This is a genomic window from Aeromicrobium sp. 10G20-16 (assembly GCF_055809665.1).
This window is the reverse complement of record NZ_CM147919.1, coordinates 2,187,414-2,202,499: the sequence shown is the minus strand read 5'-3', so window position 1 is coordinate 2,202,499 and position 15,086 is coordinate 2,187,414. Positions and strand designations below refer to the sequence as shown.

Annotated in this window: 6 protein-coding genes; 2 read left to right on the top strand and 4 right to left on the bottom strand. The window is 71.1% G+C overall.

Going from position 1 to position 15,086, the window contains the following annotated elements; translation table 11 throughout:
* Positions 1-43 precede the first annotated feature (43 nt).
* Positions 44-724 (bottom strand): nitroreductase, encoded by a 681-nt coding sequence (locus AC0L5F_RS11105; protein ID WP_473313423.1) that lies wholly within the window; start codon positions 722-724, stop codon positions 44-46.
* The gene (locus tag AC0L5F_RS11100; RefSeq protein ID WP_473313422.1) at positions 721-1,476 is read right to left on the bottom strand and encodes an enoyl-CoA hydratase-related protein; all 756 of its coding nucleotides are present in this window, start codon (positions 1,474-1,476) and stop codon (positions 721-723) included. Before AC0L5F_RS11100 ends, AC0L5F_RS11105 begins: the two co-directional genes overlap by 4 nt.
* A 35-nt stretch (positions 1,477-1,511) precedes the next feature.
* Here AC0L5F_RS11100 and AC0L5F_RS11095 point away from each other — a divergent pair, with 35 nt between their 5' ends.
* Both AC0L5F_RS11095 and AC0L5F_RS11090 read left to right on the top strand, forming a co-directional pair.
* Positions 1,512-2,372, top strand: coding sequence for an SDR family oxidoreductase (locus tag AC0L5F_RS11095; RefSeq protein ID WP_473313421.1), 861 nt, complete (start codon positions 1,512-1,514; stop codon positions 2,370-2,372).
* An 89-nt stretch (positions 2,373-2,461) separates the two neighbouring features.
* Positions 2,462-2,782, top strand: coding sequence for a hypothetical protein (locus tag AC0L5F_RS11090; protein ID WP_473313419.1), 321 nt, complete (start codon positions 2,462-2,464; stop codon positions 2,780-2,782).
* Positions 2,783-2,791: 9 nt separating this feature from the next.
* Here AC0L5F_RS11090 and AC0L5F_RS11085 read toward each other — a convergent pair whose 3' ends face one another.
* Both AC0L5F_RS11085 and AC0L5F_RS11080 read right to left on the bottom strand, forming a co-directional pair.
* Positions 2,792-3,271, bottom strand: a complete 480-nt coding sequence (locus AC0L5F_RS11085; protein ID WP_473313417.1) for an FxLYD domain-containing protein — start codon at positions 3,269-3,271, stop codon at positions 2,792-2,794.
* 108 nt (positions 3,272-3,379) lie between these two features.
* On the bottom strand, positions 3,380-15,073 hold the full coding sequence (locus AC0L5F_RS11080) for a DUF7507 domain-containing protein (protein ID WP_473313416.1): 11,694 nt from the start codon (positions 15,071-15,073) through the stop codon (positions 3,380-3,382).
* Positions 15,074-15,086 lie beyond the last annotated feature (13 nt).

Genomic DNA, 15,086 nt, shown 5'->3' with positions numbered 1-15,086 from the left:
TTGTCTGCGCAGGTCAGACGGCGTGTCGCCGGGAAAAATCGACTCAGTCGACGAAGGTGACGGCGTCCTCGATCGGTGCGCGACGGGCGGTGAACCGCGCCGACGGATGGTCCGGGTCGGCGTACCCGAAGGCGATGCCGCAGACGACCACCTGGTCGTCGCCGATGCCGAGTCGCTCGTGCAGCAGCGGCGAGCGACTGGCGACGGCGGCCTGGGCGCACGTGGCGATGCCCAGCGCCTCGGCCGCGAGCAGGAAGCTGTTGACGTACAGACCGCAGTCGATCGCGCCGTAGACGCCCAGCTCGGCCGGCGCGGACACGACCGCGAGGTGGGGGGCGTCGAAGAAGGTGAAGTTGCGCATCATCTCGCGCGCCGACGCCTCCCGATCGCCCTTGGCGACGCCGACGGCCTCGTACAGCTGCCATCCCACCTCGCGTCGGCGCTCGGCATGAACTCCGCTGTATCCCGCGGGGAACTCCAGGTCCGTGCCGAACCCCTCCTGCGAGGTGTTGAGCTCGTGGGCGAGGTCGCGGGTGGCGTCGCCGGACGTGATGACCAGCTGCCACGGCTGGGTGTTGCACCACGAGGCGGTCTGCTGCGCGGCGGTCAGCAGCCGCTCGATCTGGACGCGCGGCACCTGCTGGTCCAGGAAGCCTCGGCAGGAGCGTCGCGACGTCAGCACCCGTTCGAGCGCCTCGATGTCCGCGTGGGGTTGGTCGGTCATCGGCCCTCGAACCGGGCGGGACGCTTCTCGTTGAACGCGCTGTTGCCCTCGTCGGCGTCGAAGGTGTCGAACAAGGCGGTCTGCCCGGCGGTCTCTCGTTCCAACGTCTGGTCGATCGTGCCGATGGTGGTGGCGTTGATGGCCGCCTTCATCAGTCCGATCGCGATCGTCGGCCCCTGGGCGACGCGGTTGACCACGGCAGCCAGCTCGGCCTCGAACGCCTCGTCGTCGACGGCGGCATGGACCAGACCCGCATCGGCGGCGTCGACGGCTGTCAGCCGCTCCCCCAGCATCGCCATGCCCATGGCCCGGGCTCGCCCGATCGAGGCCGCGACCAGCTCGCTGGCTCCGCCGTCGGGCATCAGGCCGATGTTGACGAACGCCAGCAGGAAGTACGCGGACCGCTTCACCACGGCGATGTCGGCGGCGAGCGCGATCGAGACGCTCGCCCCCGCCGCGAGGCCGTTGACGCCCGCGATCACCGGGAGGGGCGACGCCGTGATGGCTCGGACGAGGCGGTTGATGCCGGCGAGGGTGCCGGCGCGGTCGAAGTCGTCCCCCAGCGCAGCTCCTGCCCCGAAGGCCCGCCCCTCCCCCGTGATGAGGATGCACCGCACGTCGTCGGCCGGGTTCTCGATCGCCTCGGCCGCCGCATCGAGCATGTCGGGGGTCAGGCTGTTGAGTCGGTGCGGCGCGGTCCACGTGATGGTGAGGAGGTGGTCGCGGGTCTGGATCGTCACGTCGTCGGTCACGGGCCCGACCTTAGCCCCGGTCTATCGTGACGACCATGACGCTTGCGGGAAAGACCCTGATCATGTCCGGCGGCAGCCGAGGGATCGGCGAGGCGATCGCGGTGCGGGCCGCCGCCGACGGCGCGAACGTGGCGCTGCTGGCCAAGACGACCGAGCCGCACCCGTTGCTGCCCGGCACCATCCACACCGCCGCAGCCGCGATCGAGGCGGCCGGCGGTCACGCGCTTCCACTCGTCGGCGACATCCGCGACGACGCGTTCGTGCTCGACGCGGTCGCCCGGACCGCCGAGACCTTCGGCGGCATCGACGTTGTGGTCAACAACGCCTCCGCGATCGACCTGTCGAGCACGGCCGACGTCACGATGAAGAAGTACGACCTGATGACCTCGATCAACTCCCGCGGGACCTTCCTGCTGTCCAAGTCGTGCATCGAGCACCTGTCGGGGTCGGACAACCCCCACATCCTCACCCTGTCGCCGCCGATCACGCTGGACCCCAAGTGGTTCTCCACCGCCACGGCGTACACGATCGCCAAGTTCGGGATGAGTCTGGTGACCCTGGGCCTGAGCGAGGAGCTGCGCGAGCTCGGCATCGCCGCCAACTCGCTGTGGCCCCGCACGGCCATCGACACCGCGGCCGTCCGCAACGTCGTGGGCGGCGACCTGGCGACCCACTCGCGCACGCCGCAGATCATGGCCGACGCGGCCTACGAGATCATCACCCAGCCCAGCCGCGAGTTCACCGGCCGCTTCCTCATCGACGACGACGTGCTCGAGGCCGCGGGAGTCACCGACTTCTCCATCTACCTCAACGGCGGTCGCGAGGAGGACCTGGCGCTGGACTTCTGGGTGGAGCCCAAGGGGCCGCACGACCCCTCACTGAGCCTTCACGGCTAGTCACTTCGAGCCATTTCTGCGAAATCAGCCCGTTCATCCCGCCGTTCGCCCGAGAAGTTCGTACCGTCGTTGCAGGAGGAAAAGCAACGATGAGCGTGTACTTGTTCGACATGAACGGTGGGCCGATCGCCTTTCGCCGGACCTGGTCCGACCCGTACCTGTTCGACCTCGACGGTCGCTGGATCGGCCACTGCGCGTGGGACGACAACGACGTCGTCGACGTCGAGGGCCACTACCTCGGATCAGTCGTCAGCGATCGCCTCGTCCGGCGCAACGACTGGTACGACCGGCCCTGTCGCACGGTCGCCGCCGATCCCGGGCCGGCCACCCCCAGCGGCGCCCCGGGTCACCCGATGTCCTTCCCCAACTGCTTCGCCTACGAGGACGTGGCGATCTCGCACCTGACCTGAGGTGCGACCTCAGAGCTGACCGCGCTGCACCTGGGTGGTGCACGTGTAGGCGCCGGACTTCTCGAGGGTGCCGGTGACCGACCACTTGGCGGAGTCGCCGGCGGGCAGGTTCTCGACCGTGGCGACACCGCGCGCCACGACGTCGCTGCGCGAGGTGATCCAGCTGATCGTGATGACGTAGTCCTGCTCGGTGTCGGTCGGGTTCTTGACCGTCCCCGCGACCGTGTTCTTGCCCTTGTCGGTGGTGCAGTCGCCGACCTTGACGTCCTTGACGGCGCCCTCGAAGTCCTTGATCTGCGGGACCTCGGGCAGGTCCGACGGCGAGGTGCGATCGGGGTCGATCGAGGCGCTCGCCGTGGGCTCGGCCTTGGAGTCGCCCGAGTCGTCACCGCCGAACAACCCGCATCCGGACAGCAGTGCTGCGGCCGCCACACCGGCGACGGAGGCGCGAAGCAGGCGCGTGACGGCGGCGCGAGAGGTGATGTGCATGGAACTCCCTGAGATCGAACGGGTCAATTCTAGGTCAGCGCAGTCGGTCGGGCGGGCATCACGCGGCCGTCCCACGCCTGAAATCCGTGGCGAATCGGGGGCACGAGGTCAGCGCTCACCGGACTCGGGGCGGCGTCGGACGAGCACGATGCCACCGATCACCATCACCAGACCCAGGAGGCCGAGCGGGACCACCAGGTCGCCGACTCCGGTGGCGGGCAGCAGGCGGATGCCGGACGTGCCGGCGCCCGAGCCCGCGCCGGGCGTGAGCCCGTGTCCACCGGCGCCGACCGCGCCGCCACCACCGGAGGGCCCGGTCGGGCCGGAGCCCGGTGTCGTGGAGCCCGGGTAGTCGACGGTCAGGGTTCCGCTCACGTCGGTGCCGTCCGTGGTCCGTCCGACGTAGTCGATCGGGGTGGGGTCCCCGACCAGTCCCGACGCCGGCGCGAAGGTGATCGTGCCGTCGGTCGGATCGACCGTCCACGTGCCCTCGCCCGAGACCGTCAGCTGGAGCACCTGAGCGCCGCTGGTCGGGTCGACCAGACGCACCGTGGTCGGGTCCAGCCCGGGGGTGGCGGCGACCGGATCGATGGTCACCGTGGCGCCGCGAGCGGCCGACGCGGAGAGGTCCTTGACGATCGAGCCGTCGGCGACCGTCGGCGTGTAGGTCGCCGACGCGAGGGTGCCGTTGGTGTCCGCCACCTGGTACCGGACCGGCGGCGCGGTCCCGACGAATCCGGAGGTGGGGGTGAACACGATGCGTCCGCTGTCGATCGTGTAGACGCCACCGGTCACCGACACGCTCGAGCTCGCGGCTCCGGTCGCGTCGAGGAGGGTCAGCGTGGCAGGCGCGAACGGAACCGCCGCGTCGCCCACGGTGTCGTTGGCCAACGGATCGACCGACTGCGGACTGTTGATCTGTCCGCTGCTGGTGTCGTTGGTGGCCACGGGCGTGATCGCCTGGACCGTCGGCCGGTAGGTGGCCGTGGCGACGCGCCCGCTGGTGTCGCTCACCTGGTAGACCACCGGGGTCGCGGCGCCGACGAAGGCGTTGTCCGGCGTGAAGACCAGCAGGCCGTCGTCGACCGTGTAGGCACCGCCTTCGACCTCGACGCGGGTGGTCGGCGCACCGGCGCCGTCGAGCAGGGTCAACGTCGCGCGTTCGAAGGGCACGCTCACGTCACCGGGGGTGTCGTTGGCCAGCGGGTCGACCGACTGCGGCTGACCCTGCTTGCCGGTGCTGGTGTCGTTGGTCGCGGTGGGCGAGGGGGCGAGGACGGTCGGCGTGTACGTCGCCGTGTACGTCGTGTCGTCGATGTCGCTGATCCGGTAGGTCGCAGCCACCGCCGTTCCGACGAAGTCGGGGGTCGGGGTGAAGACGATGCGTCCGTTGGCGATCGTGTAGCTGCCGCCCGCGACGGTCACGGTCGTGGTCGGGCTTCCGTCGCCGTCGACGAGGGTGAGGCTGCTCGGGACCGACGGGTGGGCGGGATCGAAGATGTCGTTGGCCAGCGGGTCGACCGACTGCGGCTGACCCTTGGCGCCCGACGAGGTGTCGTCGGCGACGATCGTCGCCACCGCCTCGATGACCGGTGCGAACCGGGCCGTCGCCGTGGAGCCGTTCTGGTCGGCGATGCGGTAGGTGACCGGGGTCGGCGACCCGACGTAGTCGGTGGCCGGGGTGAACACGATCCGGCCGGCCACGATGGAGTAGACGCCGTCGGCGACGGTCACAGCATTGGTCGGGTTGCCTGCCGCGTCGAGCAGCGTCAGGGTGCCCGGGACCAGCGGCACCGAGGAGTCACCCGGGAGGTCGTTGGCCAGGGGATCGACCGAGACCGGCCGGTTGACCACTCCGGTGGCCGTGTCGTCGACGGGGGCCGGAGTGACCGCCGTGATGACCGGGCGGTACGTGGCGGTCGTCGTGGTGCCGTTGACGTCGGCCACGCGGTACGTGACCGGCGGGACCGGGCCGGTGAAGGACGGGACCGGTGTGAAGGTGATCTGCCCGTCGGTGAGGGTGTAGACACCGCCGCTGACCGAGACGCTCGTGGCCGGCGTGCTGCCGTCCAGCAGGGTCAGTGAGCTCGGCGCCAGCGGCACGGTCGGGGCTCCGGGGCTGTCGTTGCCGAGCGGGTTGACCGTCTGCGTGGCGCCCTGCAGTCCGGTGGAGGTGTCGTCGAGGGCGACCGGGGTGACCGCGGTGACGGTCGGTTGGTAGCTCGCCCGCGCCGGAGTGCCGTTCTGGTCCGAGACCTGGTAGCGCACCGGCGGCGGCGTCCCGACGAAGCTCGGCTCCGGGGTGAACACGAGACGACCGCTCGCGATCGTGTAGGTGCCACCGGCCACCGTGACCGAGGAGACCGGGCTGCCGCCGGAGTCCAGCAACGTGAGGGTGGCCGGAGCCAGCGGAACGCCGTCGACGCCCGGCGTGTCGTTGACCAGCGGGTCGACGGTCTGCGTGGCGCCCTGCAGTCCGGTGGACTCGTCGTCGACCGCGACCGGGTTCACCGCGGTGACGGTGGGCGTGTACGTGGCGGTCGCCGTGGTGCCGTTCTCGTCGGCGATGCGGTACGTGACCGGCGGCGCCACTCCCGTGAAGCTCGGGGTGGGCTCGAACGTGATCGTGTCGCCTTCGACCGAGTAGGTGCCGCCGGCGACCGTCACCGAGGTGGCGGGGTCGCCGGCCGCGTCCAGCAGGGTCAGCGTGGCCTGGTCGAGCAGCACCGAGGGATCGCCGGGACGATCGTTGGCGAGCGGGTGCACCGTCTGGGGGGCGCCCTGGCGTCCGATCGAGTCGTCGTCGACCGCGACGGGAGTGACGGGCGTGACGACCGGCGTGTAGGTCGACTCCGCCGTGGTGCCGTTGGCGTCGGCCACGCGGTACGTGACCGGATCAGGCGTGCCGCTGAAGCTGCTGTCCGGCGTGAACGTGATCTGGCCGTTGCTCAGCGAGTAGACCCCGCCGGTGACGTTCACCGTCGTGGCCGGCGTCGCGCCGTCGAGCAGCGTCAGGCTGCCGGGCACCAACGGCACCGCGGGATCACCCGGGCTGTCGTTGCCCAGCGGATCGACCGTCTGGGGCGCCCCCTGCAGTCCGGAGCTCGCGTCCGCGTGGAGGATCGGGGTCACGGCCGTGACGGTGGGCGTGTAGGTCGACGTCGCCGTGGTGCCGTTGGCGTCGGCCACGCGGTACGTGACCGGATCAGGCGTGCCGGTGAAGCTGCTGTCGGGCGTGAAGGTGATCTGGCCGTTGCTCAGCGAGTAGACACCGCCCGTGACGTTCACCGTCGTGGCCGGCGTCGCGCCGTCGAGCAGCGTCAGGCTGCCGGGCACCAACGGCACCGCGGGATCGCCCGGGCTGTCGTTGCCCAGCGGGTCGATGGTCTGCGGTGCACCCTGGATGCCCGTGGTGGTGTCGGGTCGGGCGACAGGAGCGATCGCGGTCACGGTGGGCGTGTAGGTCGACGTGGCCGTCGTCCCGTTCACGTCGGCCACGCGGTACGTGACCGGCGCCGCGTCACCGGTGAAGGTCGGATCGGGCGTGAACACGATCTGGCCGTTGCTCAGCGTGTAGGCGCCGGCCGCGACGGTGACGGTGGTCGCGACGACCCCGTTGGCGTCGAGCAGACGCACCGAGGTCGGGTCGAGGGCGACGTTCGGGTCCCCGGGGGTGTCGTCGGCGATCGGGTCGACCGTCTGCGTGGCGCCCTGGATGCCGGTCGAGGTGTTCGGACGGGCGATCGGCGCGACCGGCGTGAGGGTCGGCGTGTACGTCGAGGTGGCCGCCGTGCCGTTGGAGTCGGCCACGCGGTACGTGACCGGATCAGGTGTCCCGGTGAAGCTGCTGTCGGGCGTGAAGGTGATGCGGCCGTTCGCCAGGCTGTACACGCCGCCGGTCACGCTCACCGACGTCGCCGGGGTCGCACCGTCGAGCAGCGTGAGGGTGCCGGGCACCAGCGGGGCGCTCGGGTCGCCCGGTGCGTCGTTGGCGAGCGGATCGACCGACTGGGCCACGCCCTGCGGGCCGGTCGTCGAGTCAGGCACCAGGCCGGGGTTCAGCGACGTGACGGTCGGGGTGTACGTGTCGGACAGCGTGCTCCCGGCCGCGTTCTTCACCAGGTACGTGATCGGCGTGGCCGCTCCGGAGAACGTCGGCACCGGCACGAAGGAGATCTGCCCCGCGTTGACCGAGTAGGTGCCCTGTCCGGGGATCTGCACGGTGTCCTTCGCCTGACCGTCGGCCGGATCGAGCAGGGCGAGGCTCGCCTGGACCAGGGTGACGGGCGAGAGCGTGTCGTTGGTCAACGGCGACACCGTCTGGGTGGCTCCCTGCAGGCCGGTGCTGGTGTCGGGACGCGTCACGGGGGCGACCGACGGCTGGTACTGCGCCGAGACGACGGTGCCGTTCAGGTCGCGCACCCGGTAGGTGACCGGGTCCGGCTCGCCGGTGAATCCCGGGTCCGGGGTGAAGATGACCTCACCGTCGACACCGAGCGTGTAGACGCCGCCGGCGACCGTCACGGCCGTGACGTCGGAACCGTCGCCGGCTCGCAGCGTGACGGAGTCGCGGTCGAGCGGGACGGCCGGATCGCCGGCCGCGTCGTTGGTCAGGACGTTGATCGACTGCGGGTCACCCTGGGTGCCGGTCGTCGCGTCGTTGTTGGCCTGCGGGATCACCGGCGTCAGGCTCGGGCGGTAGACGGCGCGGGCCGTGGTGCCGTTGGCGTCGCTGACCTGGTAGCGCACCCCCACGGGCGAACCGGTGAAACCGGCGTCCGGCGTGAAGGTGATGACGCCGTTCGCGAGCGTGTAGACGCCGCCCGTGACCGCGACCGAGGTGGCCGGGTTGAGGCTGGCGTCCAGCAGCGTCAGGCTGCCGGGCACCAGCGGGACGGCCGGGTCGCCGGCGGCGTCGTTGGTGAGCGGGTTGACGCTCTGCGCGACGCCCTGGGGGCCGGTCGTGGAGTCGTCGGTCGCGACGGGAGTGACCGGGGTGAGCGTGGGCGTGAAGGTCGAGGTCGCCGTCGTGCCGTTCTCGTCGGCCACCCGGTAGGTGACGGCCGGGGCGGTGCCGGTGAACGTCGCCAGCGGGGTGAAGGTGATCGAGCCGTTCGCCAGGGTGTAGTCGCCGGCTGCGGTGGAGACGGTGGTCGCGGGATCGCCTGCGGCGTCGAGCAGCGTCAGCGTCGTCGGATCGATCGGGACGCTCGGGTCACCGGGGTTGTCGTTGGCCAGCGGGTTGATCGTCAGCGGACGACCCTGCGGACCGGTCGCGACGTCCGGGTTCGCGCCGGGGTTCAGCGAGACGACGGTCGGCGTGTAGGTGTCGGACACGGCTGCGCCGGTCTGGTCGTTGACGCGGTAGGTGATCGGCGTCGCCGTGCCGCTGTAGGTGGGCAGCGGGTCGAACGTGATCATGCCGTTGCTGACCGAGTAGGTGCCCTGACCCGCGATCAGGACGCTGGTCCGGGCCTGGCCGTCGGCCGGATCCACGACCCGCAGCGTCGCCGGGTCCAGCAGGACCGACGGGTCACGGTCGTCGTTGGCCAGCGGGGCGACGCTCTGCGGAAGACCCTGCAGGCCGGCGCTGGTGTCCGGTCGGGTCACGGGCGTGACGGTCGGCTGGTACAGCGCCGTCGCGGTCGTGCCGTTGGTGTCCGCGATCCGGTAGCGCACGGGGGCCGGCGTGCCGGTGAAGGTCGGGCGCGGCGTGAACGTGATGGTGCCGGCCGATCCGAGGGTGTAGACCCCGGCAGCCACGGTCACGGTGGTCGCCGGGTCGTTGCCGGCGTCGAGCAGCGTGAGCGTTCCGGCCACCAGCGGCACGTTGGCGTCGCCGGCCTGGTCGTTGATCGTCGGGGCGACGGTCTGCGACCGACCCTGGGAGTCGCTCGAGCTGTCGTTGTTGGCGACCGGCGTGACCGGCGTGATCGTGGCCGTGACGGTGGCCGTGGTCGTCGTGCCGTTCACGTCGGAGATGCGGTAGTCGACCGGGGGGACCGCTCCGGTGAAGGTCGCCACCGGGGTGAACACCAGTGCACCGCCCACCACGTCGTACTGACCGACGCCGGCCAGCGTGAACGTCGAGACCGGGTTGCTGGCGGCATCGAGCAGGCGCAGGGTCGCGGGGTCCAGCGGCACGACCGGGTCGCCGGGGGTGTCGTTGGCCAGCACGGGGATCGAGAGCGTCTGACCCTGGCCGCCCGTCGCGGTGTCGTCGACGGCCGTCGGCGTCACCGGGGTGACGGTGGCGGCCAGCTGCGCGGTGGTCGTGGTGCCGTTCTGGTCGGCCACGCGGTAGGTGACCGACGGCGCGGTGCCGGTGAAGGTGCCCACCGGCGTGAAGACGATCGTGCCGTTGGTGACGTCGTAGCGTCCGACGCCCGCGACGATGAGCGTGTCGACCGGTGCACCGCCGTCGAGCAGCTTCAGTGATCCGGGAACCAGGGCGATGGCGGGGTCACCGGCCGTGTCGTTGTCGAGCACGGCGACCGTCTGGGGACGGCCCTGCAGGCCGGTGGAGGCGTCGTCCTGGGCGACCGGGGTCACGGCGGTGACGGTCGGTTGGTAGCTGGCCGAGGTGGTGGTGCCCTTGGCGTCGGCGACCCGGTACGTGACGGGGTCGGGCGTGCCGGTGAAGGTCGGGTCCGGCGTGAAGGCGATCCGCCCGGCCTGGATCGTGTAGACGCCGTCGGCGACCGTGACGGTCGTGGCGGGGCTGCCGCCGTCGAGCAGCGTCAGCGTGCCGGGCACCAGCGGGACCGTGGGGTCGCCGGCCTGGTCGTTGGCCAGCGGGTTGACCGACTGGGGCAGACCCTGCTGGCCCGTGGAGGCATCGTCCGCTGCGACCGGCTTGGCGTTGGTCGGGGTGGACGTCGAGTCCGGCGCATCGACCGCGGTGCCGTCGGGCCCGGTAACGGTGGCCGTCGCGGTGTTCTGGACCGCTCCGGCCAGCACGTCCTGCGAGGTGACGGTGTAGGTCTTCGGCGTGCAGGTGAGGGTGGCTCCCGGGGCCAGTGGCCCGGCGGGACAGGTCAGCGAACCGAGCTTGGGGTCGGCCACGGTGATCGGGTCGAGCGTGGTGTTGCCGGTGTTGAGCAGGTCGAACGTGTAGGTGATGGTGTCGCCCGCGTCGAGGACCCCGTTGGTGTTGGCGTCGGTGGTCGAGCCGACCGCCTTGTCCAGGGTGGCCGACGTGACGCGGGTCAGGTCGACCTCGGCCGAGGCCTGCGGCGACGTGACGGGGGCGCCCTGCGAGTCCACGCCGGTGGCGGTCGCGGTGTTGCTGACCGAGCCGGCGTCGATGTCGCCCTGCGTGACGGGGTAGCTGCCCGCACAGGTGGTGCTGGCGCCCGGCGCGAGGCTGGTGGTCAGGCAGGTCGTGCTGCTGAGGAGCGGATCGTCGATGGCGATCTGCGAGATGGTGCGGTTGCCCGTGTTGGTGACGGTGAAGGTGTAGGGCACCGTGTCGGTGGCGTCGACCCGGCCGTCCGGGCCGGTGGCGACGGGACCGGCGGTCTTGGCGAGCGTGAGCGTGTTCGTCGCCGCGATCGGCGTCGACGTCGAGTCGGTCTGGTCGACCGGTGCGGTCTGCCCGGCCGGAGCGGTCATCGAGCCGCTCGCCGTGTTGTTGACGGCGCCGCCGTCGACGTCGGCCTGGGTGAGTGCGTACGTCGTAGTGCAGGTGACGCTGGCGCCGGGCGCTAGCGGGCCGGGAGCGCAGGTGACCGGGCCGACCTTGGGGTCGCTGACCGTGGGTGCGCTCAACGTGGTGCCACCGGTGTTGGTGAACACGAACGAGTAGGTGATGGTGTCGTCCTTGCCCGGACGCCCGTCGGGACCCAGCGCGATCGCGGAGGCCTGCTTGTCGAGCGTGAACGACGACACCGGCGACAGCGGCGTGGTGATGGAGCTGTCGCTGCTGACGGTGTTGTCGTCGGGATCCTTGGCCGAGCCCGTGGCCGTGTTCTGGACCTCGCCGGCGTCGACGTCGGCCTGGGTCAGCGTGTAGGTGCCCGAGCAGGTGGCCACCTCGCCCGGGTCCAGTTCGGTCGGCGAGCACGCGAACGTTCCGCCGAGCTTGGCGTCGGTGACCGACACGACGGTCAGCGACGTGGTGCCGGTGTTGGTCAGCGCGAAGTCGTACGCCAGCGTGTCGCCGGCGTCCGTGCCGTTGCCGTCGACGTCGGTGAGTGCTCCGGCGGTCTTGACCGTGGCCAGGGAGCTGGTGCCTGTCACCGATGTCGAGGTGCTGTCCGACGACGTCGCCTGCTGGCCCGTCGGCCCGGTCGCCGTGGCATCCGCGGTGTTCAGGACGGAGCCGGAGTCGACGTCGGCCTGCGTCACGGTGTAGACCACCGGACCACACGTCCTCGAGCCCTCCGGCGCCAGTGGCCCGGCCGGGCAGCTGACAGGGCCCACTGTCGGATCGCTGATCGCGACGTCCTCGACCGACACGGTGCCGGTGTTGGTGACCACGAACGAGTAGCTGATCGTGTCGCCGGCGTCGGGGCCGTTGCCGTCGACGTCCACGAGGGAACCGGCCTGCTTGTCCAGCGAGATCGTCGCGACGGGTGCGATCGTCGTGGTCGCGGTCGACTGGTTGGACACGACCGGGTCACCGCCCGGGGTCTCGGCGGTCGCCTCGGCGGTGTTGACGATCCCGCCGAGGTCGATGTCGGACTGGGTCAGCGTGTGGACCTTGGTGCACGTCGTCTCGTTGGCGGGCGCGCTGGCCAGGGGCGGCAGGTCCGCCGTCGGGCAGGAGACGGGTCCGACCTGGGGGTCGGAGATGCCGACGTTGCTCAACGTCTGGTTGCCGGTGTTGGTGACGGTGAACGTGTACTCGACGGTGTCGCCGGCGTTGACCCGCCCGTCACCGTCCTCGTCGGTCGGGGCGGCTGCGGTCTTGGTGAGAGCGAGGCTGTTGGTCTCGGGGACGCTGGTCGACGTGCTGTCGGACCTCGGCGTGGGCTGGGGACCGCCGGCTGGACCGGTCATGGTGCCCGTGGCGGTGTTGTTGACCGCGCCGGCGTCGACGTCGGCCTGGGTCAGCACGTAGGTGCCGGTGCAGCTGACCGAGGCGGCCGGTGCCACCGGCCCGGCCGGACAGGTGACGCCGGGCAGCTTGGCGTCGGCGACCACCGGGGCACTCAGCGTGGTCGCGCCGGTGTTGGTGAAGACGAAGGTGTACTCGATGGTGTCGCCCTGGCTGGCCTGGCCGTCGCCGTCGACGTCGGTGCGCGCACCTGCCTGCTTGTCGAAGGTGAACGACGAGATCGCCACGATGGACTTGGTCGCGCTGGCCGCGGCGGTCACCGGGGCTCCGCCGGGGCCGGTGGCATCGGCGGTGGCGGAGTTGTCGACGACGCCGTCGTCGACCTCGCTCTGCGTGAGCACGTGGTTGCCGGTGCAGGTCGCGGTCTGACCGGGGGTCAGCGTGGTGCGCGAGCACGTGATCTGGCCGCTGATCCTGGCATCGGTGATCGCCACGCTCTCGAGCGTGGTGGTCCCGGTGTTGGTGACGACGAACGTGTACGGCAGCAGGTCACCGACGTCGGGTCCGTTGCCGTCGCTGTCGACGGGCACCCCGGCAGACTTGGTGAGCGTCATCGTCGACGCCGTGGTGGTCGGGGTCGACGTGGTGTCGGGGACCGAGGTGATCGGCGCACCGCCGGCCGGCGTCACCGTGACGGTGGCCGAGTTGGTCACGGCGCCGGAGTCGGCGTCGGCCTGGGTGATCGTGTAGACGGTCGGCGTGCACGTGACCGAGGTGCCGGGCAGCAGTCCGCCGGTCGGGCAGGTCACGGGCCCGATCTTGGGATCGTTCACGGTGATCTGGCTGATCGTCGTGTTGCCGGTGTTGGCCACGACGAACGAGTAGCTGATCGTGTCGCCGGCGTCGGTGCGTCCGTTGGCGTTGACGTCGGTCGGGGTGCCGGCCTGCTTGTCGATGGACACCGAGGGGACGCGGGTCACCGACGTCGTCACGCTCGAGGGCGGCGAGGTCACGGTGCCGCCGCCCGGCGTCGACGCGGTGGCCGTGGCGGTGTTGTCCACGCCGCCGGCGTCGATGTCGGCCAGCTTCAACGGGTAGGCCTTGGTGCACGTGATCGTCTGCCCGGGCGCGATCGTCGTGCTGGGGCAGGTCACTGCACCGATGGCCGGATCGTCGATCGCCAACAGGCTCAGCGTCTGGGTGCCGCTGTTGGTGACGGCGAAGGAGTAGGTGATCGTCTCGCCGACGTCAGCGCGGCCGTTGCCGTTCGCGTCGGCCGGAGCACCGGCGGTCTTGACGAGGGTGAGCGTGTTGCTGGGCGCCAGCGTCGACGACGTGCTGTCGGTGCGCGTGGGCGGCGTCGGCGCGGGTCGGCCGACCGGCGAGCTGATGGCGCCGGTCGCGGTGTTGTTGACCGCGCCGGCGTCGATGTCGGTCTGGGTGAGGGTGTAGACCTTCGTGCAGCTGACCGAGGCGCCGGGCAGGACGGTGGTGGTCGGACAGGTGACCGGCCCGACCTTGGCGTCGGTGACGGTGGGGTTGCGCAGCGAGGTCGTGCCGGTGTTGGCGAACACGAACGTGTAGGTGATCGTGTCACCGGCGTCGAGGCGGCCCGAGGAGTTCGCGTCGACGGGGGCGGCCGCCTGCTTGTCGAAGTCGAAGCTCGAGGTGGGCGCCAGGGTCTTGGTGTTCGTGCCGGTCCCCGTGACGAGGGTGCCGTCGGGATCGCGGCCGGTGGCGGACGCGGTGTTGTCGACCTTGCCGGCGTCGACGTCGGCCTGGGTCAGCGTGTACGTGCCGGTGCAGATGGCCGACTCGCCAGCGGCCAGCGTCGTCGGGCTGCACGACAGCGAGGCGATCTTGGGATCGGTCGCGGCGACCTCCGTGATCGTTCGCGTGCCGGTGTTGGTCACCGTGATCGTGTACGGAACCGTGTCGCCGACGTCGGTGCCGTTGCCGTCGAGATCGGCGACCGCACCGGCCACCTTCGTGACGGTGAGGTCGGACACCTGGCTGGTGGGCGTGGACGTGGAGTCGGTGGCGCTGACGTCGGCACCTGTCGGCGGCGTGGCCGTGGCGGTCGCGGTGTTGACGACCTCGCCGCCGTCGGCGTCGGCCTGGGTGATCGTGTAGGTGACCGGCTCACAGGTGCGGCTCGCGCCCGGAGCGAGCGGCCCGGCCGGGCAGGTGACGGTGCCGACCTTCGGATCGCTCACCGCGACGGGGTCGAGGGTCACGTTGCCGGTGTTCTCGACGACGAAGGAGTAGCTGATCGTGTCGCCGGCGTCGACGAGTCCGTTGCCGTTGGCGTCGCTGGGCGCATCGGCCTGCTTGTCGAGGGTGATCTGGGGGGCGGCCGCCAGCGTCGTCGTGACGCTCGACGGGCTCGACGTCACCGTGGCGCCCTGGGTGTCCGTGGCGCTCGCCGTGGCGGTGTTGACGACCTCGCCGTCGTCCAGGTCGGCCTGGCTGATCGTGTAGGTCTTCGTGCAGACCTTGGTGGCGTTCGGTGCGATGGCGCCGGCCGGGCAGGTGACGGCACCGATCGTCGGATCGCTGACCGTCGTGCCGGTCAGCGTGGTGTTGCCCTGGTTGGTGAGCGTGAAGGTGTAGACGATCGTGTCGCCGGCGTCGAGCGCGCCGCTGCCGTTGGCGTCGACCGGCGCCGCGGCGGACTTGACGAGCTGCAGCTGGCCGGCCGGGGTCACCGAGCTGGAGGTGGAGTCGGTGCGGCTGGGCGGCACCGGGACGGGGCTGCCGGCGTTGCTGGGCACCAGCGTGCCGGTGGCGGTGTTGTTCACCGCGCCGGAGTCG